The sequence below is a fragment of the Peribacillus sp. YIM B13481 genome, assembly GCF_042787985.1.
GTDB classification, from domain to species: domain Bacteria; phylum Bacillota; class Bacilli; order Bacillales; family DSM-1321; genus Peribacillus; species Peribacillus simplex_A.
The window spans coordinates 1-25,450 of sequence record NZ_JBHZPE010000055.1 but is presented as its reverse complement, the minus strand read 5'-3'; the positions used below and the strand labels follow the sequence as shown (position 1 = coordinate 25,450).

At 33.8% G+C, this 25,450-nt stretch carries 20 protein-coding genes and 3 pseudogenes; 9 read left to right on the top strand and 14 right to left on the bottom strand.

The genetic code is table 11. From position 1 onward, the window contains the following. Positions 1–471: pseudogene (locus ACFX4X_RS21785) on the top strand (transposase); the annotation flags it as partial. 111 nt (positions 472–582) lie between these two features. On the opposite strand, the gene ACFX4X_RS21780 reads toward ACFX4X_RS21785, so the two are convergent. The 12 genes and pseudogenes from ACFX4X_RS21780 to ACFX4X_RS21725 all read right to left on the bottom strand — a co-directional run bounded on the left by ACFX4X_RS21780 (position 583) and on the right by ACFX4X_RS21725 (position 12,082). After that, positions 583–1,302: a glycosyltransferase gene (locus ACFX4X_RS21780; RefSeq protein WP_377386377.1), complete on the bottom strand. Its 720-nt coding sequence runs from the start codon at positions 1,300–1,302 to the stop codon at positions 583–585. A gap of 44 nt (positions 1,303–1,346) precedes the next feature. Then, positions 1,347–1,655, bottom strand: a complete 309-nt coding sequence (locus ACFX4X_RS21775) for a glycosyltransferase (RefSeq protein ID WP_377386371.1) — start codon at positions 1,653–1,655, stop codon at positions 1,347–1,349. 100 nt (positions 1,656–1,755) lie between these two features. Next, positions 1,756–2,754 (bottom strand): NAD-dependent epimerase, encoded by a 999-nt coding sequence (locus ACFX4X_RS21770; RefSeq protein WP_377386367.1) that lies wholly within the window; start codon positions 2,752–2,754, stop codon positions 1,756–1,758. A gap of 2 nt (positions 2,755–2,756) precedes the next feature. Then, positions 2,757–4,079 (bottom strand): UDP-glucose dehydrogenase family protein, encoded by a 1,323-nt coding sequence (locus tag ACFX4X_RS21765; RefSeq protein ID WP_377386364.1) that lies wholly within the window; start codon positions 4,077–4,079, stop codon positions 2,757–2,759. A gap of 20 nt (positions 4,080–4,099) precedes the next feature. Beyond that, positions 4,100–5,212 (bottom strand): glycosyltransferase family 4 protein, encoded by a 1,113-nt coding sequence (locus ACFX4X_RS21760; protein ID WP_377386361.1) that lies wholly within the window; start codon positions 5,210–5,212, stop codon positions 4,100–4,102. A 4-nt stretch (positions 5,213–5,216) separates the two neighbouring features. Then, entirely contained in the window at positions 5,217–6,095 is an 879-nt protein-coding gene (locus ACFX4X_RS21755; RefSeq protein ID WP_377386358.1) for an NAD-dependent epimerase/dehydratase family protein, read from the bottom strand. Between the two features lie 47 nt (positions 6,096–6,142). Further along, complete coding sequence (locus ACFX4X_RS21750; RefSeq protein WP_377386355.1) at positions 6,143–6,733, bottom strand: sugar transferase; 591 nt, start codon at positions 6,731–6,733, stop codon at positions 6,143–6,145. A 147-nt stretch (positions 6,734–6,880) separates the two neighbouring features. Then, a pseudogene (gene galU, locus ACFX4X_RS21745) lies at positions 6,881–7,625 on the bottom strand (UTP--glucose-1-phosphate uridylyltransferase GalU); the annotation flags it as partial. An 18-nt stretch (positions 7,626–7,643) separates the two neighbouring features. Continuing rightward, positions 7,644–9,464: a polysaccharide biosynthesis protein gene (locus ACFX4X_RS21740; protein ID WP_377386352.1), complete on the bottom strand. Its 1,821-nt coding sequence runs from the start codon at positions 9,462–9,464 to the stop codon at positions 7,644–7,646. A 307-nt stretch (positions 9,465–9,771) separates the two neighbouring features. Then, the gene (locus ACFX4X_RS21735) at positions 9,772–10,536 is read right to left on the bottom strand and encodes a tyrosine-protein phosphatase (RefSeq protein ID WP_377386349.1); all 765 of its coding nucleotides are present in this window, start codon (positions 10,534–10,536) and stop codon (positions 9,772–9,774) included. A 143-nt stretch (positions 10,537–10,679) separates the two neighbouring features. Continuing rightward, positions 10,680–11,357 (bottom strand): CpsD/CapB family tyrosine-protein kinase, encoded by a 678-nt coding sequence (locus ACFX4X_RS21730; RefSeq protein WP_377386346.1) that lies wholly within the window; start codon positions 11,355–11,357, stop codon positions 10,680–10,682. Positions 11,358–11,410: 53 nt separating this feature from the next. Further along, positions 11,411–12,082, bottom strand: a complete 672-nt coding sequence (locus tag ACFX4X_RS21725) for a YveK family protein (protein ID WP_377386343.1) — start codon at positions 12,080–12,082, stop codon at positions 11,411–11,413. A gap of 431 nt (positions 12,083–12,513) precedes the next feature. Here ACFX4X_RS21725 and ACFX4X_RS21720 point away from each other — a divergent pair, with 431 nt between their 5' ends. Continuing rightward, positions 12,514–12,813, top strand: coding sequence for a helix-turn-helix domain-containing protein (locus ACFX4X_RS21720; protein WP_377386340.1), 300 nt, complete (start codon positions 12,514–12,516; stop codon positions 12,811–12,813). Between the two features lie 283 nt (positions 12,814–13,096). On the opposite strand, the gene ACFX4X_RS21715 is transcribed toward ACFX4X_RS21720, so the two are convergent. Then, positions 13,097–13,279 carry a hypothetical protein gene (locus ACFX4X_RS21715; RefSeq protein ID WP_377386337.1) on the bottom strand — a complete coding sequence of 61 codons (183 nt, stop codon included), beginning with the start codon at positions 13,277–13,279 and terminating at the stop codon, positions 13,097–13,099. Between the two features lie 1,285 nt (positions 13,280–14,564). Here ACFX4X_RS21715 and ACFX4X_RS21710 point away from each other — a divergent pair. The 6 genes and pseudogenes from ACFX4X_RS21710 (at position 14,565) to ACFX4X_RS21685 (ending at position 23,221) form a co-directional block, all read left to right on the top strand. Continuing rightward, positions 14,565–15,806 (top strand): O-antigen ligase family protein, encoded by a 1,242-nt coding sequence (locus tag ACFX4X_RS21710; protein ID WP_377386334.1) that lies wholly within the window; start codon positions 14,565–14,567, stop codon positions 15,804–15,806. Then, the gene (locus ACFX4X_RS21705; RefSeq protein WP_377386331.1) at positions 15,803–16,696 is read left to right on the top strand and encodes a right-handed parallel beta-helix repeat-containing protein; all 894 of its coding nucleotides are present in this window, start codon (positions 15,803–15,805) and stop codon (positions 16,694–16,696) included. Before ACFX4X_RS21710 ends, ACFX4X_RS21705 begins: the two co-directional genes overlap by 4 nt. Positions 16,697–16,928: 232 nt before the next feature. Continuing rightward, entirely contained in the window at positions 16,929–19,052 is a 2,124-nt protein-coding gene (locus ACFX4X_RS21700) for a hypothetical protein (RefSeq protein WP_377386328.1), read from the top strand. A gap of 252 nt (positions 19,053–19,304) precedes the next feature. Continuing rightward, on the top strand, positions 19,305–19,589 hold the full coding sequence (locus ACFX4X_RS21695) for a DapH/DapD/GlmU-related protein (protein WP_377386374.1): 285 nt from the start codon (positions 19,305–19,307) through the stop codon (positions 19,587–19,589). A gap of 35 nt (positions 19,590–19,624) precedes the next feature. After that, positions 19,625–20,777, top strand: a pseudogene (locus tag ACFX4X_RS21690) (IS3 family transposase). 2,135 nt (positions 20,778–22,912) lie between these two features. Continuing rightward, positions 22,913–23,221 (top strand): hypothetical protein, encoded by a 309-nt coding sequence (locus ACFX4X_RS21685; RefSeq protein WP_377386325.1) that lies wholly within the window; start codon positions 22,913–22,915, stop codon positions 23,219–23,221. Here the strand turns inward: ACFX4X_RS21685 and ACFX4X_RS21680 are convergent. Beyond that, positions 23,195–23,425 carry a hypothetical protein gene (locus ACFX4X_RS21680; RefSeq protein WP_377386322.1) on the bottom strand — a complete coding sequence of 77 codons (231 nt, stop codon included), beginning with the start codon at positions 23,423–23,425 and terminating at the stop codon, positions 23,195–23,197. The genes ACFX4X_RS21685 and ACFX4X_RS21680 overlap by 27 nt on opposite strands. 657 nt (positions 23,426–24,082) lie before the next feature. Here ACFX4X_RS21680 and ACFX4X_RS21675 point away from each other — a divergent pair. Next, positions 24,083–25,258 carry an MFS transporter gene (locus tag ACFX4X_RS21675; protein ID WP_377386319.1) on the top strand — a complete coding sequence of 392 codons (1,176 nt, stop codon included), beginning with the start codon at positions 24,083–24,085 and terminating at the stop codon, positions 25,256–25,258. Positions 25,259–25,450 lie beyond the last annotated feature (192 nt).

Here is a 25,450-nt window from a genome sequence, read left to right as displayed (position 1 = left end):
CGGTATTGGACCTTCATTCTAAGAAAATAGTAGGGTATTCATTTTCTCGTTCAATGACGACAGAACTGGTCATAAAAACTTTCAATAACGCACACTTATCACACAAGCCCTCGGAGGGCTTAGTTCTTCATACGGATTTGGCTCACAATATACAAGCAGTGAGTTTACTCAACATATCCAAAACCATCATATTAAGCAATCCTTTAGTCAGAAAGGTTGCCCGTACGATAATGCCTGTATTGAATCCTTTCATGCTCTATTAAAAAAGGAAGAAGTCAACTACGTACAATATCTAGACTATCAAACAGCTATATTAGCAATGTTCCAATTATAGAAGGGTGGTATAACCGAAAAAGAATTCACAGTAGCTTGGACTATCAACCCCCACAAGCCATTGAAGATCGAATTAGGAATACAGTTAAAGATTTAACCTTTTTTGTCCAAAATATTGACTCAAATCCAAAAGTTTAAAATAATAGTAACCGCATAATGATATAAACATTGGTGTTGGAAGACACTGGTGTATAGCATTGCGAACAGAATTATTATAAAATATTTAAAGGCTAATTTAATTATCTCCGCTTAATTTTTAGAGTAAGTCACTAAGTATTTTTCAACCATATTATTCAAATCGTATTTTTCAAAATTATTTTTTTCCAATTGTTTTTCTTTCTTTGAGGCTTGTAATTTTTCAATTGTTTGATTTGTCTTTAATACTATCTCGTTAAGGTCATAAGGATTAAAATATTCGACATCACATTCCAGATTAGTAGTTACTTCTTTTAAACCATCTACATTTGATAATAAAGCAGGAAGCCCAGAAGCAAGGGCTTCAACTGCAGCTAAACCAAATCCCTCCCATAAAGACGGTAAAATAAATATGTCACTGCTTTTTAAAATACGTTCTACGTCACTTCTTTGTTTCAAAAATATAACTCTCTTATTTAAATTTAAATTTTCAACAAGTAATTTCAATTCTTCTTCTTTTTGTCCATGTCCAACTAATATCAGTTTTGCTTTAATATTAATTTCTTTTAAAGCTTTTATTATAATTTCTTGATTTTTAGCTTTTTCAAATCTACCAACACATGTTAATATGATTTCCCCTTCTCCAACTCCTATTTCTTTTCTTGATATTGGAATCGCATGGAAGTATTTATCAATGTCAACGCCATTGTGAATAATTAGAGATTTTCTTTTTGTTTTTCTTATCCATTGATTTAAACTTTCTTTGGTAGCCGTACTAATACATATAATTTTTGAATACCTTGCATACATTAAATAATCGAAAAACTGAAGAATCGATTTTCCTCTTCTGTTATTATGGGTACTATGCTCAGTGGTAATTAATTTTTTTTAGCAATAAACAAACTAGCATAAAGTTGTGCATAATACGTATGCGTATGAACTATATCACAGTCTTTTGTATGTTTATATAAATCCATTGCAATCATTGGGTTATACTTACTATCATAATTAAGCTCAATTAACTCTATGTTTTTGGTTTCTAAAATCTCAAATGGAACCCCCCTCCCTTTAAATAAAGTAATAACTTTAATAGTTATTCCTTTTCTACTCATAATATTAGACATTTCTGCAACTAGTTTTTCTGCTCCACCTGTATTTAGGTGACTTACAATGTGCGCGACAATCATTAATTTTCCTCCGATAACATGCCTTCGATACTATTCAAATACAGAGAATTAAAATAATCAACCATACAAAATTTCAAATTTTCAAGATTTATAAGTTTAATTAATAAGATTTGTCTCGATACCACATCATAAAATTATTTATACCATCCTGTATAGATGTTTCAGGTTTAAATCCTACATCATGTATAAGATCATGAACATCAGCATAAGTTTGATAAACATCCCCAGGTTGCATTGGATAATATTCCTTTATAGCTTCTTTCCCAACTGCCATTTCAATAGCTTGTATAAAATCTAATAATTTTTCAGGTTTATTATTACCAATATTATAAATCTTATATGGCAATTCTTTATTACTAAGGACAGGTGAATTATCTATAAGTCGTATTACCCCATCAATAATGTCATCAATATATGTAAAATCACGATACATATCACCATTATTAAATACTTTTATAGGTTTACCTTCCATGATTGCTTTTGTAAAAGAATAATAAGCCATATCAGGTCGCCCGTATGGACCGTAAACTGTAAAAAATCTTAATCCCGTAGTAGGTATCTTATAAAGATGGCTATATGTATGAGCCATTAGTTCATTTGATTTTTTAGTGGCTGCATACAAACTAACTGGGTTATCAACCCTATCTTCAGTTGAGAAGGGTATTTTTTTGTTTGCACCATAAACAGAACTTGAGGAAGCATAGAGTAGATGCTCAACTTTATGATGGCGACACATTTCTAAGATATTTAAGTAACCAACTATATTAGACTGAATATAGGCGTCTGGATTCTCAATACTATATCTAACTCCAGCTTGCGCAGCTAAGTTGATTACAATATTAATTTTATTTTCTTTAAATACTTTTTCTAAATAATTTTTATCTTCTAAATCAGCTTTATGAAAAACAAATTCTTCATATTCATTTAGAATATCCAAACGGGCATTTTTAAGATTAACATCATAATAATCATTTAAATTATCATAACCAATAACTTTACAACCGTTTTCTAATAATCTTTTTGAAAGATGCATACCAATAAATCCGGCTGCACCTGTTACAAAGTATGTTTTTTCGTTATCTATTGTTTTTAAACCCATCATTAAACACCTACACCATAATATTTAAATCCTTCTTCTAACATAACATTCTTATTATATATATTTCTTAAATCAAAAAAGAATCTTCCTCCATTTAGATTCCTTACTTTATCAAAATCAAGTGTTCTAAATTCATTCCATTCTGTGAGGATGACTGTTGCATCAGTATTTTCAATAGCTTCATAGGTATTTTCAGACCATATTATACTTTCTTTAATACCTTCAAGACGCCATATACCTTCTTTAAGACCTTCAGGATCGTAAACCTTGAATTTTGCACCGTGTTTTGCGAGTTCAGTTAATATTACAAGTGAAGGTGCATCTCTCATATCATCGGTATTAGGCTTAAAAGTAATTCCAAGGATAGCCAGAGTTTTTCCTTCAATATCGCCCATTGCATTAATAATTTTATTTACCATTTTCATCTTCTGTCTCTCATTTGCTTTAACAGTCGTCTCTATAAGGGAAATGGTTTCTCCATAATCCTGAGCAATTTTTGCAAGAGCCATTGTATCTTTTGGGAAACAGCTACCACCATATCCGGGGCCCGCATGCAAGAATTTTGGAGAAATCCTACCATCTTGTCCCATCGCTTTTGCAACTTTTTGAACATCCGCACCTACTTTTTCACAAACGTTCGCTATTTCATTTATAAATGTTATCTTCATTGCTAAAAATGCATTGGCAGCATATTTAATCATTTCCGCTGTTTCAATATTTGTTTCTACAAGAGGAGTTTCATTAAGGTAAAGCACCCTATATACTTCTTTCATTATTTCGAAAGCTCTTTGACTTTCGGCTCCAATAACAACCCTGTCTGGATGTGTAAAATCTTGTACCGCAGATCCTTCTCTTAAAAATTCAGGATTTGAAACAACATCAAAAGGATATTCTACTTCTCTCTCTAATAAGGTTGAATTAATCATATCTTTTACTTTTTGACCAGTACCTACAGGAACAGTTGATTTATCCACTATAACCTTATAACCATTCATATAAGTTCCAATGCTTTGTGCAACAGAGAGAACATATTGTAAATCAGCGCTTCCATCATCAGCAGGAGGTGTACCAACTGCAATAAAGATTACATCATTATTTTCTATTGCATGTTGAATATCAGTAGAAAAATCTAGACGCTTATAATAATGATTTTTTTGTACTATAGATTCAAGACCCGGTTCATAGATAGGAATAAATCCTTTTATTAAATCGTTTATTTTGTTTTCATTTACATCTACACATGTTACTGTATGTCCGAAATCTGAAAGAATTGCTCCAGATACTAAACCTACATAACCTGTACCTACTACTGCTATTTTGGACATTACCTGCACTCCAAACATATTTATTGTTTACAAATTTGATTTATTTTCTCCATATATGCATTAACAACTATATTTCTATCAAACTCTTTTTCCACTTTTTTTCTTGAATTAAGACCCATTTCCATTTTAGATTCATCGGATAATTGAATAAAAGTTTCAATCTTTTCAACTAAATCTCTAGTATTTTTAGGTTCGAATATATATCCATTCTCCCCTTCATTTATTGTCTCTCTACAACCAGGTATATTAGAAGCAATTAAAGCTCTGCCCGTTGCACCAGTCTCTAGCAATACATTTGATAAGCCTTCTCCACCATGCGATGCTTGAACAAGACAATGTGATTCTTCTATATAAGGTTTGACATCGGATTGATAACCTAAATATGTAACATAATCATGATTTTGATAGTTATTAATTTTTTCATGATAATGTGACTGGGTTTCCTCAACAAATCCAATTATATTAAATCTAACATTAGGATATTTGCCCTTTACCTCTTTTGCTGCATCTAAATATTCATCTATACCTTTATCTTTCATGATGCGTCCAATAAAGAGGAATGTTGGATCTTGATCAACCGGAAAATCTTTATACATAAACTCATTTAAATTAACACCTGATCCAGGTATAAGTTCATAGTTCCCTTTTATTGTCTTATTTTCTAGTAAGATATTCATATCTGATGTATTTTGAAAAAAAACACAGTATGATTTTTTTAGACTTACCTTGTACATTTTGGAAAGAAACTTTTTCAGTAGTGAATCTCCACTAAAACCACTGCCTAAACCGGTAATATTATTAATACAAGGTATATTTAGTAATCTACTAGCTAATCCACCATATAGATTTGGCTTAATCGTATAGGTTAATACAACATCAGGTTTAACTTTTTTTAATATTTTTAGATATTGTAAAATTAATTTAAAGTCTGTGATGGGGTTAGTTCCTCTTCTATCAATATTCGTTTCAATAAATTGGCAACCCCAACTAATCATAGTTTGAACTTTATCATCATCTTTTGGAAGAGAAATATACACTTCATATTCATTTCTCAACAGTTCTTGGATTAATTCTTTTCTAAAGTTATAGATTACAAAACCATGATTACCTAATAATAGTACTTTTTTTTTCATAATATTATTTTCCACCTAATTTCAAACTCTTCTTTATAGAACTTTCAAAATCAACCACACAATAATTCATTTCAGGAGAAATAGATTTATCATATATTTTATTTCCTAAAACTTTATTTATTAAATTCACTTTTTTTGATAACAATTTTAATACAGGGTTAAATAAACTAATAAAATATACCTTTTTCCCAAAACTTCTAGTCATTACATCGATAATATCCTTGGTGACTCCATATTCCTTGTTTTGTGGAAAAAATATGCCTTCCTTTTCCCCATCAAGAATCAATTTTAAGAACTCACACAAATTCTCAATAAAAATCATGCTTCTTTCATTATTTATTTTAGGGAATATCGGACTTATCTGAGCTAACTTTATTAATTTAGGAAAGTTACCTTTACAGTTTGGCCCATAAACCATAGGAGTTCGAACTATAACCGTTTTAAAATTCTCATCCATTAATTCTTGTATAGTAAGGTCTGCTTCAAGTTTACTTCTTCCATAAAAGTCTAAAGGGTTAGGTTTTGTATCCTTAGTAATAATTTTGTTCTCGCCAATTTTGGCATCTTCTCCATATATAATCATACTGCTCATAAAAATAAACTGCTTTACGTTTTCTTTTTTAGCTTTTTTAGCAACTTCAATCGCCAAATCTCTATTCACTTTTAAATATAATTGCTCTAATTTAGGATCAGCAGACACATGCGCAATACCTGCCATATGTAATACTGCATCATATTGTTCAAAATTTATTTGCTTCCACTCTTCAGTCTTAACAGCCAGTTCTTCGACATCATAATTATCCGGCCATTGATTAAGCCATTTAATTAAATTCGATCCAATATAACTTCCCTTGCCAGTTATCAGTATCTTTTTTTTTCTCATTAACAAAGTAACTCCTTATTATATTGAGAGTTTGTATTCATTGAAGCTTAGTTAGCACCCTCTTTGACACCCTGTGATTTAAGCACGCTTAGTAAAGTCATAAAAAAAACTTTCATATCAAATAAAAACGACATTTTTTTTATATATTCACCATCTAAAGCAGCCTTTTCTTTAATAGGAAGTTCATCCCTACCATTTATCTGTGCCCATCCTGTCAAACCTGGAGCAACATCATTAGCTTTATATTTATCTCTTTCTTTAATCAGATCATATTGATTCCATAGTGCAGGTCGGGGTCCAATTATACTCATTTCCCCCTTAAGAATGTTTAATACTTGTGGAAGTTCATCTAAACTTGTCTTTCGTAAAAACCTTCCAACCCTCGTTATATAGGATTCTGGGTTTTTCAATAGATGAGTTGGAGTATCTTTAGGTGTATCTATTTTCATCGTTCTAAATTTAAGAATATAAAACTCAGATTTATTGATTGCAATACGACGTTGTTTAAAGAAGACTGGACCTCTTGAATCTAACTTTATGCATACTATTAATATAATAAAAAAAGGTGATAATATTATTAATCCTAACAATGAAAGAATAAAATCAATCATCTTTTTTATATAATTTTGATAAACCATCTTATTTACCTCCTTATCGTCCTAATATATTTAAACATGAATTGAAAATTCATTTAACCTTTAACCTTTTGTGCATCTAATATTTCTAAATTAACGATAAAGTTTCATCTTGAAATGAAGGATTTTGAAGGGCAACGTCATATCGTTTTTTCCTTCAAAGTCATAAGCAAAAACTTGCTGTATACTGCTGAATCGCATCCGTTAGCTGGATTTCCCCTCCTGCACCAGCTTCTTGCTGATCTAGCATACTGAAGATTTCAGGAGTAAGAATATATCTTCCCATTATGGCTAAATTGGAAGGTGCTGACCCTAAGGCTGGTTTTTCTACAAAGTTTTCAACTTGATATAGGCGGCCATCTTGAAAAGCAGGGTCTATTATCCCATAGCGATTGGTTTCTTCAATAGGTACAGTTTGAACTCCGATAATTGAATGGTTTGTTTCCTCAAACTGATTAATCAGCTGCTTTAAGCATGGAGTATCACTCTGTACAATATCATCCCCTAAAAGTACGGCAAATGGTTCATCCCCAATAAATTTACGTGCGCACCATACAGCGTGACCTAACCCTTTGGGCTCCTTTTGTCTAATGCAATGAATATTAGCAAGGCTAGTAGGGTACTGTACCTTATCGAGCAATTCAAACTTTCCTTTTCCCTTTAGAATTTGTTCAAGTTCAGGAGTGAAATCAAAATGATCCTCAATCGCACGCTTGCCTTTTCCAGTTACGATTATTATATCTTCAATTCCTGATGCAACGGCCTCCTCAACTATGTACTGGATAGTAGGTCTATCAACAATTGGCAACATCTATTTTGGCATAGCTTTTGTAGCTGGCAAAAATCGAGTACCCAAACTAGCGGCAGGAATGATTGCTTTTCTGACTTTCTTCAATCATATTCCTCCTAATATCTATTTCGCTGCTGAGAAAGCTTTATTCTTTCTCCTATTAGCTAAATTTATAACGAATTCTTTCAGTTCCATTATGGAAAAATCATCATAGGAGTTTAAAAGATACTGTATCTCGTCTTCCTGTTCCAGTACCGCTTTTCCTATAAAGATCTTAGGGAACACAGCCTCACTATGAACCTCTTTCTCCCCTAATAATTCTTCATACATCTTCTCACCAGGTCTGATTCCAGAATATTCAATTCCAATATCCTCAATTGAATAACCTGATAACTGGATAAGATTTGTTGCTAATTCTACAATCTTAACAGGTTCACCCATATCAAGAACAAAGATCTCCCCACCTCTAGCCAAGGAACTTGCCTGAATAACTAATCTGGATGCTTCAGGTATAGTCATAAAATACCTTGTCATGTCTGGGTGTGTGACCGTTACTGGTCCACCTGCTTGGATTTGCTTTTTGAATAAAGGAATGACACTCCCTCTGCTGCCTAACACATTTCCGAAGCGAACAGCGACAAATTTTGTTGTGCTATTTTTAGCTAACTGCTGGATGATCATTTCAGCAATGCGCTTGGTCGATCCCATAACGTTTGTTGGGTTGACGGCTTTATCGGATGAAATCATCACAAATGCACCTACACCAAAAGTATCTGCCGCTTCTGCAACATTCTTTGTACCAAAAACGTTATTCTTAACTGCTTCACGTGGATTATATTCCATAAGCGGTACATGTTTATGTGCTGCCGCATGATAAACAACGTCAGGTCGGTAGGTGTCCATCACTTCAAAAATTCTTTCTCGGTCCTGGATATCTGCGATGACAGGTATGATTTCTATTTGATTTGCATAGAGCTTTTTCAGTTCCATATCAATCTGATAAATACTATTTTCCCCATGTCCAAGGAGAATAAGTTTGCCAGGTGAGAACCTGCATATTTGACGGCAAATCTCCGAACCAATTGAGCCTCCAGACCCAGTAACGAGGATGGTCTTGCCTGTTACATATTCAGATATACTGGTTATATCCAATTCGACGGGGTCTCTCCCTAGAAGATCTTCGACTTCCACTTCTTTAAACTGATTAACATTTACTTTCCCTACCATAATATCTTCAATCATCGGCATGATTTGTGTTTTGGCATTCGTTTTTACACATTCATCAAAGATGACCTTCAATTCTTTCTTACTTAATGAAGGAATCGCAATGACAATATTATCTATATGGTATTTTTCCACCATTTCAGGGATATGTTTAGAGTTACCAACAACGGGTATTCCTAAGATGTCTAACTTATTTTTCTTCGGATCATCATCAATGAATGCTACTGGTTTAAGCTCCGTACCATGATTATTAAGAAGTTGACGTACAACCATGGTTCCTGCCGATCCTGCGCCAATAACCAATGTGTTCCTGGTTTCCTTTTGATTATGTATCAAGCGGTCACGCAGCATTCGCCACGAAAAGCGGGAACCGCCAATAAGGATGACATGCATCATCCAGGTTAATGCCATGGCTCTTACATAAACATCTTGAAAGACCATTAACTGGATGGCGATAACTGTGATAACCGATAAGCTTACTGCTTTTACAATGGACAGTAATTCCCTAATACTCGCATATTCCCAGGCCTTCTTATACAGTTTATAAATAGAAGCAAAAAAATGATGGCTAATTAATAAAGAAACAGATGTGACCAAGAGCGTTGGTAATTTAAATATATTTAAATACGGATACAAGAATATAGAACTTACATAAATGGCCGATAATACTATTAAGGAATCTAAAAGCGCCAGCAGTGTTAGTCGTTTTCGGTAGGCCAACCACATTTCCCCCTTTAATAAAATGTCGATATACTCTCTATTAAATACAGTATTAATGATTGTATTCTTTTTCACATGATATTAATTTTTCATATCATGATGAATGATGCTGTCCATATTTCCCTTTTAAATGCCCTTATTGATCCTAATGACCATTTTGCTGTTTTTGAACTAGGAACTTTCCAATTGAAAGGTGGTTTATCCCTCTCCTATATAAGTCGTTCAGCAACAAAAAACCTAAAAACTATACATGGAGACAAAATTTTTTTATGATGTGTAGGCCTATTAATTATCTTTATCCTTATCCTTAGAAGATTCCAAATATTTTCTTTTTAAATAGTACAGGTTTATCAATTAAAGGACTTTGTCCCTTTATTAGCAGTTCAGCGTTTTCTTTGAAATAAAATGCACGTTCGATTCCATATGCTTTTGTAATGGTTTCATAGGCCTGTTGTAAAGTGAATCCTCTAGAGCCTATATTATGGGCATCTGTTGCAATGAAATGAGCACAATTATGTTCCATAATTTTTTTTGAAAAAGACTTAATATTCTTCCCAAAGAGTCCGATAATACTACCAGAGGTAAGCTGAGTTAAGGCACCCTCCTGGACCAAATCAAATAATAGTTTATGATTCTCGATCAATTCCTTATTTCTCTCCGGATGTACGATTATCGGTGTTATTCCTTTAAGCAGCAGCTCATAAATCACTTCTTGTGTGTATGCAGGAACCTTACCCGAAGGAAGCTCTAGTAATAAATATGTACCATTATCGTCTAACGTTAGGATCTCTTCTTTTTCTAGTGAAGTAAATATGTCCCGGTGTATTCTTACTTCTTGTCCGAAATGAATGGTTAGAGGAATATTGTCTTGTTGTAAACTCTCATTTAACCTCACTGTTTGGTCAATGATGTCACTCTTCACATTTACATATTTCCCATTTAAGTGATGTGGCGTGGCAAATAAATGGATGATTCCTGCTTCCGCCGCATTTTTTGCCATGATCAAGCTTTCCTTCATGTCTCCAGATCCATCATCAACTCCTGGGAGAATGTGACAATGTATGTCAATCAAATTTCACACACTTCCTTTTAACAAATTGGGATAATAGGCTTAATCACTAAGAAAATTGATAGGAATTAATACCCTGAATAATCGTAGCATATTAAACTTCCATTAAACAGGGTGTTATTTTGTCGAATTTTGTCTTAATTTCTTTAAGTTTGATAGTAATAATAATGGCTGTTATCCGTTTCAACGCCATTCAAAACGACTCCAAGCAAGGATGTATTAGCTTTCACTAAAAGCTCCTTTGCTTTCACTGCGCTTTGTTTGTTTGTCTTGCCGCTCGACACTACCATGATCACGCCATCACATTTATTGGCTACAATCTGGGAATCAGGCACTATCAGAACGGGCGGTGTATCAAAAATGATATAATCATACATTTGTTTAAGTTCTTCAATGGCTGTTTCTATCGCTTTTGAATTTAATAATTCCGAAGGGTTAGGCGGTATTGGACCGCTAGTCAGGATTTCCAGATTAGGCACATTTGTTTTCAAAAGTGCTTTTTCTATGCTCATTTTCTTGGTCAGGACACTCGTAAGTCCCTCTATATTACTAAGGCTAAAGGCATAATGAACGGATGGTTTCCTTAAGTCTGCATCCACAAGCAAAACTTTTTTCTCCTCCTGTGCCAGCACGATCGCGAGGTTTGCAGCTGTGGTGGATTTCCCATCATTAGGCTCTGCTGAAGTTACCACAATGGTTTGTATGTCTTTGTCCACAGCGGAAAATTGAATATTCGTTCTAATTAATCGATATTGCTCAGTGATAGGTGACTTAGGATTAGTCTGTGCAATCAAATTCACCTGTTTTTTATCATTACTTCTCAAAAATCCCGCTTCCTTTCAAATGCTTCTTTTCTGGGTTAGCCTTGATTATGTACTTATGAAATCTTTTGAATCGATCCAAGGATGGGCAATTCCAGGAGTTTCTCAATATCATCCTCGTCCTTGATCGTATTGTCCATATACTCAAGGAGGAATGCCAAACCTATTCCAGCCATCAAACCAACTACCACCGCAATAGCGATATTCAATAATGGATTAGGTTTTACAGGAGCGGGATTTTCCTTTATTTCTGCCTTCGCAAGTATGCTAACATTGTCGACGTTCATAATATCCTTTATTTCCTTTTGAAAAATTGAAGAAACCGTATTGGCAATTTCAACTGCCTTGGCCGGATTAGTATCTTGAACCGTTAATGAGAAGACCTGCGAATTTTCCTGGCTGTTGATTGTTATTTTTCCGCTAAGCTGATCTACGCTTTGGTCTAGTTCAAGTTCATCAATGACCTTCTCCAAAATGGCTGGGCTTTTTATAATCACACTGTATGTATTGATCATGTCAATATTAGAACGTATTTGAGTCGAGTCCAATTGGTTTTCCGATTGTTTCTGATTAACCAGGATCTGTGTTGAAGATTGGTAAACGGGTGTTAATAAGAAATAAGAAATTGATCCGCTAATCAAAGCGGCAATTAATGTCAGCAGCATGATTAGCTTCCAACGCTTCTTTAATGTTTTAAAAATATCTTTAATACTAATAGTTTCTTCCATTTCATCCTCCTGATATGTAAAAAATGACCTATTCCATTATAGCATAATATTACCTATATTTATGTATTTTCAAGGAAATTTACATGAAACTTACAAACTACTTTTTCTATGCAAAAGTAGTTTCATTTCCTGAATTTACCTATACCATATATATATAGGCCATTTTCCGGAATATTCCGACCTGAATTTCAATAAATCTAAGTATACACCAAATCCCAATCTTTCTTAGATGATTTTTCGGTTTTGCAAAAATTTCTTGAAATGGACCTAACTAAATGCCTACCCAAACAGGAAAATCCGTTTATACATATAATTGTGTCAAGTATTTTAGTGCCTAGTTATCATTAAAAAGGGAGAAAAAAACTGTAAACTGAAAGTAATAGTTTAAAAATCATTTATAACTTTCATTTTAATGGTTAGGTGTGGTCAATATGATAGGTTACCGAGTTAAGTCGCTTAGGGAAGAAAGGAAAATGTCAATTAGTGAACTCTCCACAAAATCCGGCGTTGCCAAATCCTATATAAGCTCACTGGAAAGAAACCTTCAAACAAACCCTACTATTTTAGTTTTGGAAAAAATCTCCAGAATCCTTTGTATAAAAGTCGATGCTCTGTTGAATGAACAGGCAGACAAGGTCATGGATGAGGAGTGGATGGCAATCATGCAGGATGTTATGGGGTCGGGGATATCGAAAGAGGAAATGCGCGAATTCATTCTAGATAGAAAGTGATGGCGTTAAGGATTGAGAATCTATGATACCGTTATCTTTTTGGTGCATAATTTGCAAAGCTTAAAATTGTAAAAGGGGGAAAAGTGGACATAGTCACTTTCCTCCTTTTATTACTATTTATTACTATATGTACTACTTCTTCAACTTAAAATATTATACCTCGAACCATATGTACTGCCCTTGGTCATTAGGATGGATGTTGTTATTAGTCAGTATAACAGCCAATCTCATATTTTTTTACTTACTACTTTCTATCTCTTTTTTACTATCCATATAAGCCCATTTATTGTGCAGGCTTTTCTCTAAGCGTCCTGCTCAAGCAATAGGAGAATTTGACTTGCATCATTTCCTGAATTACTTTTACACATCTCATACTAAGGATACAATATCCCGTTCTTGCGTAAGCGAATAATAATCTATAAGCGGCTGCATTTATTAATGTTTGGTCATCCAACCAACTCTTCAAGCGCGGCCTCTTGAACAAGCCGCTCGAAATCAAAAATGCTTGGCCACGCCCCTTTCTATTCCTTTTTTGATTTTGGAACCGGTTTCTGTACCTCCTCTTGAATCATTAAAGGCGGGAAGAATTCTACAGGAGACAATAAATGGGATTTACGAATTTTTAATGACAGAGATTTAAAAGAAATCACCATGTTTCACCAGTTCAGGTCATTACCCTTTAAGGTACTTCTGGAAATCTTGATTATGGGATATAAATCACAAGTACTTAACAAACCTATTTATCGGTTGCATGAAATGGATTGTAACAATGATGAGGACAATTAGATACCTTCCTAATGCTGAATCAGGTGCTATAGCGCAGTTGGATGTTAGGAATTGTGATAAGGACGGAATATATCTATAAAATTTCTATTGATGTTTGGGTAAAGTATAGATAAATATGGTAGGAATATTTAGTTAGGCCCTTACAGTAACAGAGTAGCATTCTTCTGTTTCTGAATTAAGTGACAATCGTGGAATTTTGGATTCAAGCAGCGAAAGGCATACCTAATTTCATATGAAAATAAGACAACTAACCTTTACACGCAATCATTGATAAGGGCACTTAAACCTATTTAAGATTAAACGTTTTTTAAAGTTTAGGATAAATCCCAAGCAGCTACAAGCATTTTGAAGTTTCATACACAAATTTTTCATGTGCAAGTTAAGATTTTTAGTTGTTCGAACGGGTAAAAATGGAAATCTGAATTTAAGGAATTCGGATAAAAATAAGTAAGTCGCTTTCAACAAAAGATTGTAAACATCGACGATTGAATATCCAAAGTGTGGAAATCTTTAAAGAATGCAAAGTTTGGGTTTTGGAATTTCATTATCAGGAACATCGTCTAACGCCATATTCATGTTAGCGGCGGGACTCTAACCAATAAAATTGATCCTGTGGTTTTTAAGGTGGTTCTCTAAACACTTAATCAAGGAGGCACAATAGACTTTGGTTCAAAGCCAGCAAATTTAACTATAGACAAAACTATAATAATTAATGGGCAGCAGTTAGAGACATTGTATACGCAACGTCGTGAAGTTCCTCAACTGGCAATCCAATAGAATCAGAATTGAATTGGTTTACTTTTGTTGGAGATGCTAATCGGTGTATTATTAAATAGTAATCGATCTAGTATCTAGAGGCTAGAAAAGAGAATTGAGGGAGTTTCAGCGGATGGAAACTAGTAGTAAATATGCTGATTTGAATTTATAATAAAGTCATTACTAAGAATTGGTGGTCTTATTATATTATGAATGTAAGCAAGGTTAATTCTGGATATCTGTTTTTCTTTTTAATATCAATTAGTATACTTACCCTATTTTTACCCCCGTTTTTCTTTCCTATTGCAGGAAGTATATTAACGATATATTTTGGCGAGATATTTCTTTGGTTATGTTTTGTTATTTGGCTGGTGGCAGTTGCTAAAAAAAGAAATTTCACTTTGAGTTGTATTGGGAAATACTGTTTGATTTTAATTTTCATTGGGATTTTATCATTGATTAACACAACTAATATTGGCAGATATTTAATAGGATTATCAACTTATATTGAAGTAGCGTTAATTGTATTAATGTTTACAGATATTGTATTCAATCAGAAATATCAGAGTAAGATAATTAGATATTTTAAGTACTCGGGTTGTATTTTATCCTTGTTTATTATTTCCAAAACATTATTTGAGAATAATGGGGATTTTATTCTTGGTAACAAAATAACCCTTAATATCGGTGCAAGTAATTATTTAGCTTCGATTTTATTATTACCTTTCTTTATTAGTTTAACGGCAATTTTCAATAATAAATTTTCTTTAAAGAATTTACTTCTCCTATTAGTAATCGGGGTTGCTATAATCTTTACTGCTTCTAGGACAGCGTTGTTCGTTGCAATAGTGTTATCAGCGACTTATGTAATACTTGATGTAATTATTAATAAAAATACTAGATTTACAAAAAAAGTTTTCTCTTTGATTTTAATCCTATTTGGCGCAGGGGTAATTTATTATATTGGAAAAGACTTTCTTACTGAAATGATTCAGAGTGGGCGATTTGATAACCTATCTGAACAATCTAATCTTCTTTCAAGATTCCAGATATTTCAGGAGTATCTCGATGCGTTCTTAAATCACCCATTCGTAGGTAACGGATTTTTAAATGTGAATGGTTTAAACGAATACTATTTAGCTCACAATTTTATTCTGCAAGTTTTAGGAGACAACGGCTTTATATCACTATTAATATATATAGGTTTACTTATAACAATTTATAGATACTTAAATAGCAGGTATAACGCTACTACAAATATTGATCTTAAATCATTTATACTTGGGTATAAACGAGGGTTTTTAGCAGTTTTAATTCACGGAATGTTAGAACCGAATTTTGGAACAAAGTTATTTATGATCTATATCTTTATTGGTTTAGGTATCATAATAGCCTCTACTACAGGTGAAGAAAGAAAAATAATCAATATGAAGAGGTTGCCTAATCAATGAAAAAGATTTTTGTAATAGTTCCTATTTTTATAGGTATTGTTTTAATACTATTTTTAATAAATAAATTTGAAATGAAAGATAGAGTAAGTGTAGAAACTTTTGGTTCAGAAAAAAATGACGCTATTGATGATACAAGGGGCATCCAAAACGCTATCGATTATGCTCATGAAAACGGATTTGAAGAAGTATTTTTTCCAAAAGGCTTATATTTACTTGATGCGATTAAGACCATACGATTAAAGAGTAATATAACTCTAAAATTTGATGATGGCACTGTCTTACAAGCTTTACCGAATGATTCAGAAAGTTATGAGATAATTAGTATTAAAAACGTTGAAAATGTATCTTTAATTGGAAAAGTGATTATTATAGGAGAAAGGAGCAAACATATTGGGGAAACAGGAGAATGGGGATTTGGGATAAGTATAAGAGGTTCTGAAAATGTATATATTGAAAACCCTACTATTAGAGATAATTGGGGAGACGGTATTTATATCGGTAGCACAGAAAGTAAAAATTACAGCAAAGATGTAACGATAATAAATCCGATAATTGAAAACAATCGGAGACAAGGAATAACAGTAATTTCTGCAATTAATTTAGAGATAAAAAACCCTAAAGTTTTTAATACCAATGGAACCCCTCCTGCTTTTGGAATTGATTTTGAACCAAACAATAAAGGTGAATATTTACAAAACATTAAGCTGATGAACCCTCTTGTAGAAGGAAACAAAGGTGGGGGCATTCAATTTTATTTAAAAAATATACAAAACTCTAAAAATCCAATAGATATTGAGATATCTGTTCAATCAGGTGTTAAAGATGGAATAGTTGTTTTAGAAAATGATAATGTAAAAGGTGAGATTAAGATAACTAATATAGATGATTAATACTAAGTGAGAATAACCGAAAAACATTCTAAGTCGCCCTTATTGGGCGGCTTTTAATTTATAATTACTAGATGTTTATATTTCTGAAAAATGTCAATGTAAAATCATGGAGGATATATACTTCCCAAGTAAAAAACTACAAACGTTAGCATAAATAGACCATGTTACCTGCTGAGACAAGCACAAGTTCTAACGCATATATTAGACTATATATGCATAAGGGGGTGCTTGTATGGACGAACATGGAATTACTTCATGGTTGACTGATAAAGCGAAAACGATTGATAAACTAAGAATTTTTTCAACTTCAGAATTAGGGATTGTTGCAGGAATGAACAATACTAACGAAATAAACAGCGCGATTGAGTTCATCAAATTAATGGGTGGAGGAATACTTAAATTTACCGATGATGCGACTTATATGATTGACGGAGCAATTGGTATTAACTTGAAAGATGATATAAGCTTAGATTTTTCAAGTGGGGCAAAACTAAAATCCATTACTAATTTAACAGGCTGGTATTCGGTAGTAAAAGCTGTAAATGTAAAAAATGTGTCACTTATTAATCCTTATATAATAGGGGATAGAGCTACACATGTCGGCACTGAAGGCGAATGGGGGTTTGGGCTTGATATAAGAAACTCTCAGAACGTTACGGTTTATAATGCCGTAATTGAAGACTGTTGGGGTGATGGGGTTTACCTAGGTAATTCAGGAACAAAAGATTACAATAGAAATATTACTTTTTTAGGAAAAACAATTATTAGAAACTGCAGACGAATAGGCATCAGTGTAATTTGTGCTCTGGACTCCTACGCTGAACATTTACAAATCGAGGGTATTTCAGGGACTCAACCAAGTGCAGCTATTGATTTTGAACCGAACCATCCGTATGAAGTGATTGACAATTTTGTTATAAAAACATTGACAGCAGTTCGTTGTGAAGAAAGCGCACTTTTCGTTTATAGTGGTAGCAAATTTGGTATCACTATAAACAATATTGAAGCTATCGACTGCATTATACCTACTATGACATTTAACGGATTTGTACAAAATCAAAACAGCGGATACATTAACATTGGGAAAATATATATAAATAAAATAGTAAATCGACCTACAATTGAATTAAACAATTGGTATGTTGATTATAATCCTATAGTTTATATTGACAACATAGTTATTGAGGATTGGGAAAATAGTTCACTTGCATTGAGCGATACATTCTACACTTATTTACGTTTAGTAGTATCAAAAGTTGATCCCGCTTGGCTAAAAAGCGGTGGGATTACAGTGGGACGGATTCATGTAAATAAAACACAAATGGCGAAAAAGTTCAGAAATTTCTATGCATCACTAGTAGGTGTAAAAGCGCCAGCGGGATTTAAGTTTGCAAACATTAAACTAGGAATATCCCCAACGTCATTACAAGGATATTCCGGATCCTGGTCGCATATGCCTTTAGAGCAAGCGACCTGCAAGGAATCCGTTTTAAACTCTGAACTTGACCGAATTACAAGGGTTACATCGACTAATTTTACCCCGATCAATTTTGAAACGGCTTATGTGGATATTGGCTCAGGAGATTTCGAGACAACCTTTAAATTAACTTTTGACAACCCTACTTACAAAAAATCTATAATGGTTTTTGTCAAAGATACTAAGACTACTTTTAATTTGTTGGACACAGGATTTCTTTCGGCAGTGACTTTAAATGGCAGAACTAACGGTATAGTAATAGGTGGAAATGGAGAGATTTCATATAACTTCAAAATTGGCGATAAAGTTATGTTTGAACGTGCCTTAGATGGAACCACTCTAAATATTGTTATACTTAAATCTATTATCCCTAATAAGTTAAAAGCTATAAAAACTGGAATAAACACAGATGCAGCAACAGTAATTAGCAATGTAGACTACCCATATCATATGGGACTATTCCACTATGACAGCGCCCGTGAAGGAAATGTGAATTTCCCTATAAGTTCAAGGGGATTTATCACACAATACAACGATACCAGTTTTGGTTCTTTTCAGATAGCCACATCAATAAACGATGAAAAAATGTTTATCAGAACTATAAACCAATCAGGTGTAGTGAGCCCTTTTAAACAAATAAGAACAGGAGAATCAGGGAATGTAACATATAGTGGAGATGGGTCAACAATAATAAAAACAATTTCTCATGGACTAGGTTCGACTCCTTCATATTGGGATGTCAATGTGGCTAGTTTAGATGCAGGGAATGCAGAAATTAGGTTTGTAACAGCAGATGAAACTAATATTACAGTTACATTTAAAACTGCACCAATAGCAGGGACGAACAATATAAAACTAACTTGGAAAGTTGAAACATGACAAACTGTCGGAATAAACATTTTTCAGAGGTATAATAGTAAACTTTAGCTCAACATATCATACTCCTCATGTTCTAAATTATTAATTTCTATATTTTCCCGGAATAACTACAACATTAATTGTAGATGTTACTTTAAAAATCTAGAAAAATAGAAATAGTCAAGTATCGTGACATCGCAATGGACTTTGTATTAGTTATCAACTCCTGAGCTTGGTAGCAAAAAAAGAGCAGGTAAACCGTATTCGAAAGCCATTAAAATAGGCAATGATTTTTTGATAGGAGCAAGAGTTACTATTCTTCCGGGTTTGACAATTGAGAATGGTTGTATAATTGCAGCAGGAGTTGTAGTTTCAAAAGATTGTAAACCTGAAGGTCTGTTTATTGGTTCCCTCCCAAGAGGGTATGGTTTTTTTGATGATGACGGAATTGTCACAGTTCGTATTTCTTATTATACCCCTATAACTCTCGCATTAGGAAAGATAATTTTTATAGTATTAATTGGAGTTAGTATAGTTTCATGGACACATTTTAGTTAAGTCCTTACAATGATTTTTGAGAGGATGTGTCCGTCCTGGAACGTAAGAATACAGGTAAAAAATATAATAATGAATTCAAGAAGACTATTGTAGATCTTTATCACTCGGGTAATTCAGTAAGAGAATTAAGTGGCGAATATGGTGTATCAGACGTAACTATTTATAAATGGGTTAAAGAATTTACCCCTATCGGTTTAGGGAATGAGTCTATGACTCCGAAGGAATTAGCCGCCATACAGAAGGAAAACCTTCGGTTAAAGCAGGAAGTTGAAATCTTAAAAAAGGCTATGGCCATATTCGCGAAAAAATAACCGAGACAGATCTTACCGAATTTATCGAGGAAAATAGGAATCTATACCCTGTACAGAGAATGTGTGAAGTATTAGAAATCCCAAGAAGCAGCCATTATCAGTCTCTTCAACTTGTCGTATCCAATCGCGAACAGGAAAACAAAGAACTAACGAATAAAATTAATCTCATTTACCTAGAAAGCAAGGGACGGTATGGTGCTCCTAAGATACATCAAATCCTATTAACCAAAGGATTTTCCCTCAGTCTAAAGCGTGTTCAACGCTTAATGAGCAAGGCGAGTATTCGTTCTATCACGAAGAAAAAATACCGTCCTTATCCATCTAAAGAAAAAGTTATTCAGTTAGATAATTTGCTTAAACGAGACTTTACCACCCAGACCATTAATGAGAAATGGGTAGCTGATATTACGTATATCCACACGTTAAAAGACGGATGGTGTTATTTAGCTTCTGTATTGGATCTTCATTCAAAGAAAATAGTAGGGTACTCCTTTTCACGTTCTATGACGACAGAACTGGTCATAAAAGCTTTCGATAACGCTCACTCTTCACAAAAGCCCTCGGAGGGCTTAGTTCTTCATAGGATCTTGGCTCACAATATACAAGCAGTGAGTTTACTCAACATAACCAGAATCATCATATTAAGCAATCCTTTAGTCAGAAAGGTTGCCCGTACGATAATGCCTGTATTGAATCCTTTCATGCGATATTAAAAAAGGAAGAAGTCAACCACGTCCAGTATCTAAATTACCAAACAGCTAAATTAGCGATATTCCAATTTATTGAAGGTTGGTATAACCGAAGAAGAATTCACAGCAGCTTAGGATATCAAACTCCACAAGCCATTGAAGACCAAATTAGAAATGCAGCAGCTTAAAATTCAACTTTATTGTGTCCAAAATTTTGACTCAAATCCATAATGACTTATTTTTAAAAAACAATTATTTATTTAAACAATCTTATGTACTGCAGGAAACTCTAATTTACTAACAGCAACAGTATCACGTTGACTTATATTTATTTTTAAAATTCTTTTTTAATAAACAGAACATATAAAAACTTCTCTCCCCTTTCAGATGATTTGTGATCAATTCATCTAAAAGGGGTGAATTTTTTAGAGGGATAAAAATGACAGCCATAACTAGTCAAAAAGGCGTGGCCAAGTCCACTTTATATTCCTTCTTTGATTTTTGAATCGATTTCAGTGCCAACCCTCTTTTGACAAATCGTTGTTTGGCGTTAGAAGTATTTAGGTAAGTCTCTGTGAGGATTTCAATATTGGCCTATATCTGGATTTTCAGAAAACTGAAGAAACTATACATAGATGAAATATCTTATGTTAATTTATCTTAAGTCTTGGACATTGTAACTGTAAATGATGATCGCAGTTTAAAAAAACAGTCGATAATACATGATAAAAGAAATCCATTAACGCCGTTGTATAGAACAATTTGGTGAATTCACATGAAAAAGCAGACAGACAAACTTCATGATAGTTTTTATAATTGAAAATTTGGCTGTCTATTTGGACGACTTTTTTCATTCAATAAAATAAAGAGAGTGTTAAAGGGCTAGAGGACTAAATCAGTAGGAACCCAAAATAAAAGGAAAAAAGCAAAGTTTGATCAAAATGTACGGCAAAGAAAATTAAATACTTAACCACCATTCAAAAATGTCCTTAAAGAAACTGTTCACGCCTCACCCTTATTTACATCCTAATACACTAGAGAAACGAATCCTCATCAACTTTTAACTCCATATAAAATATGTAATGGTTTTATTTGCTTTAAATAATGTTATTGTATTCGCTGTTTCCTTCTCTATTTTTCATAAAAAAAAGGAGTACTTATATTCAATTTTACTTATTAATCCTTTTACATTACAGGTAAGAAAATCAGTATAAATATCGTAGGCACCTGTACCTGCACAAACATGGCATTTTACATGAGTTTCCGGTATACCCTTTTGCATAAATGAAAAAAGTTTTCCAATATACTGCAGAATAATCCTCTCAAGTTATTAGTGAAATCCTGCGAGTATGCAAGCATTCTTAAGAAGTACTTAATTAACTGAGTGAGTTCATAAAAAAAATCAACAACACTTGTTAACAGAGCTAAAATTAAAAACCTTTCAAAAATGAACTATGCCCCATTTTTCGGACCGTATAAAAAGTGCTATGCGGCTTATAGGTAGTCCCTGCATACTTTAGTCCCCATTGACAACGACACTTATTGTATTCTTCAATAACTCGATCAATTTCTCCCTTCACATCCGTTAAATTAGTACATTTTTTATATTCTGCTATATCTTTAAAGTGACCCAAAAAAACTTTCCATCGCCGCATTATCCCAACAGTTCTCCTTGCAAGTCATGGATTGGGTTAGCGAAGTTCCTTCATTTTGTTATGAAGTAGCGGATGGTGGATGGGTGTAATGGAAGCCTTGGTCAGAATGCAGGATTGCACTCGGATGGAACTCGTGATTCACAGCCTGCCTTAGCTTATTTAAAGACGCTTAAACGTTATTCATATCTAATGATGTGGAATGATACGTAACTATTTCTTTTGTGGCCGCATCTTTTACGCATGACAAATACTTTTTGAGGTAGGTAATGTCTTTAAGCAGCATTCCCTCAGGCCCCTTCTGTTTGAAAAAGAGCTGCCGAAGCAACTCTCTTATTGAAGTGAAGGATCTGTTAGTATAAGAACTATTTTGCAATTATACTTACCGATAGATAACAAAGGTATTGTTCTCTAATTTAAATGTATGATGTAAATTATCGCACATTCAAAAGACCACCAATTGTGAAGTGAACCCAAAAAGTTAGACACTTTATTTAATTAGGCAACCTTGAGGGCATGAACCCGGTAATCTACTGGGCTCATTCGCGATTATGGCGGCTTTTTTCATATTTGCTTAATATCGGATGATATTGAAAGGCTTGCTGATGACATTGCTACTTCTGGCGGGAAAGTCAAGGGATATATGAAATACATGGGAGTAGGTTGCATTTATGAAATTGACTTTACCGGCCTTTTGTTATTTCGCCATCATAACAGTTTACTTCCTAAGATATTGGATTTTGTTTTCCGAGAGCATTGCACCCATTTTAACAATATCGGCAGAGCCTGTTCCGCTTTTCCATTTACTTTTGTTGTGTTGTATCGCCTTCTTTACTGTCGGTTTCACAGATGCTGTTTTATCCACTACAGTATTCGACTTTGCACAAAATCTCATTAAGATTATTTTTGCTCAAAAAAATCCAGCATTCCTGCTGGATACTCCAAAGTACAAATCACTTAACCAAATTCAATACTTCTAGAAGTTTACCATCTGAACTATAGTTAAAAGTGACCGTCTTATCATCATGAATCTGATAGCTTAAACCAAAAAACTCCCCGTCATCTGGAAATCTTTGTATAAATTCATCAAGTTGTTCGGAATTTAGTTTAACAACCATAGGTTTCTTCCTGCTATTTTGCGAATCTTCTACCGTCTCCATTAAAGTCTCTGTAAGTCTACCCATAATTAACTCCTTTAATCTCTCATTTCCCCATTGATAATAAACCTTATAAATGGTAAATAAAAGGTCCTTAATTAAAATTTCACATTAATGATATGAACTCTTAACAACTATCCCAAACACCAGACAATTTTACCATAATTCTCAAGTTTATTAATTAATTTCCATTAGAACTTCACGTTAAAGATAGGCTTTTACAACTACGTTTGTTACATGCAAAGTTAACTCCACTCTTCAGTAGAGGCAGGAACATGATCAAATGGCATTATGATATTAAGATTCAGACCATTATTGGCAATGGACTTAGTAATAGCTAACTTTTTGTCACCTCTTAGCACCTTCATATAAATTAGGTAAGATATAGAGCTAATATCCATCACCTAAAAATAAATTCCTCCTCGTAAGTCTATCCTCTTATTTATTTACATAAATATAACATTTTTATTATTTTTTACAAATTAAATTTTGTATTTTCTTAATATAAAGTGACCTCCATCCTAATTTTTTGTTTCTATTATGATTTTACAGACTATCTATTAGTCAATATTACTTAAATATAATGTGATCGCTTATTTTCTATTTCTATTCTTTATAGATTGTTTTCTATAACTCTAGTAAAATGAGAATGATAATTACTATCAATTAAGGAGAATAACTATTATGGGTGTACCCTTGCTAAAAGAAGAACTTCCGGTTGCCAATAAAATCTGGACACGTGATTTTGTGATGATTTTCTTTGCTAACTTCTTTGTTTTTTTATCCTTTCAAATGACTTCCCCGACCCTTCCGCTTTTTGTAAAAGAGCTTGGCGGAAATGAACGGTATATTGGGTTAGTTGCTGGCATGTTTTTATTTTCCGCTCTGATTGTCCGCCCCTTTGCCGGACAGGCCTTGGAAACAAAAGGTAGACGTTATGTTTTCCTGTTCGGTCTAGCCTTTTTGGCTGTAGCGATAGGCTCGTTTGGATTTATGATGAGTATTTTCCTTCTATGTGCAATGAGGATTGTCCAAGGGATTGGCTGGGGATATACGACCACCGCATCAGGTACGATTGCCTCCGATCTTATTCCAGCAAAGCGTCGGGGTGAGGGAATGGGATACTTCACTTTATCGGGTAATTTGGCGATGGCTTTTGGTCCGTCATTTGGACTTTTCTTAGCGGATGTTTTAACCTTTCAACATTTGTTTTTATTTTGCGGTGCATTAAGCCTGGCAGCTTGGATCATGGCTTCAACAATTACCTATAAAAAAGTAGATCCTCCTTCTGCCCCCGCTAAAACTAATAGGTTTGACATTTATGAAAAAAGCGCTGTTGCTCCGTCCGTTCTTGTTTTTTTCATTACGGTATCTTTTGGCGGGATTGCTACCTTCTTACCGCTTTATACTATCGAAAAGGGTCTGACAGGTATTCAAGGATACTTTTTTCTTTACGCTTTAGCTCTTATTTTTACACGAATGTTCGCTGGAAAAATCTATGATCAAAAAGGACATCAAGCTGTCTTCATTCCATCTACTCTTTTTATCGTAGCGGCGATGCTATTGCTAGCATGGATGCCAAATAACATGATTCTGTATATGGCAGCTATTTTTTATGGCATTGGATTCGGGGCAGTCCAACCGGCTCTTCAAGCATGGTCTCTTGAGCACGCTGCCCGAAATCGAAAGGGCATGGCCAATGCCACCTTCTATTCCTTCTTTGATCTTGGAATCGGTTGCGGTGCCATCCTCTTCGGCCAAATCGGCTATCTGTTTGGGTATATTAGCATTTACATAATGGCAGCTGTCTCTGTGGGGATTTCAATATTGGCTTACCTATGGATTTTGAGAAAAAAATAATTATATCCGGATTATAATATCCCACTGGTTTCCCAAAGCCCATAAATGCAGTAGACAAACTTCCTGATAGTTTATAAAAGAAAGTTAGGCCGTTCCATTTGAGCGGCTTTTTTGATTTGGCTCTTTTCGTAAAGATTGTTGTTTTTAAAACGAAACTATTTAAGGTTGATTGGAGCGGAAGTGCGAGACTCC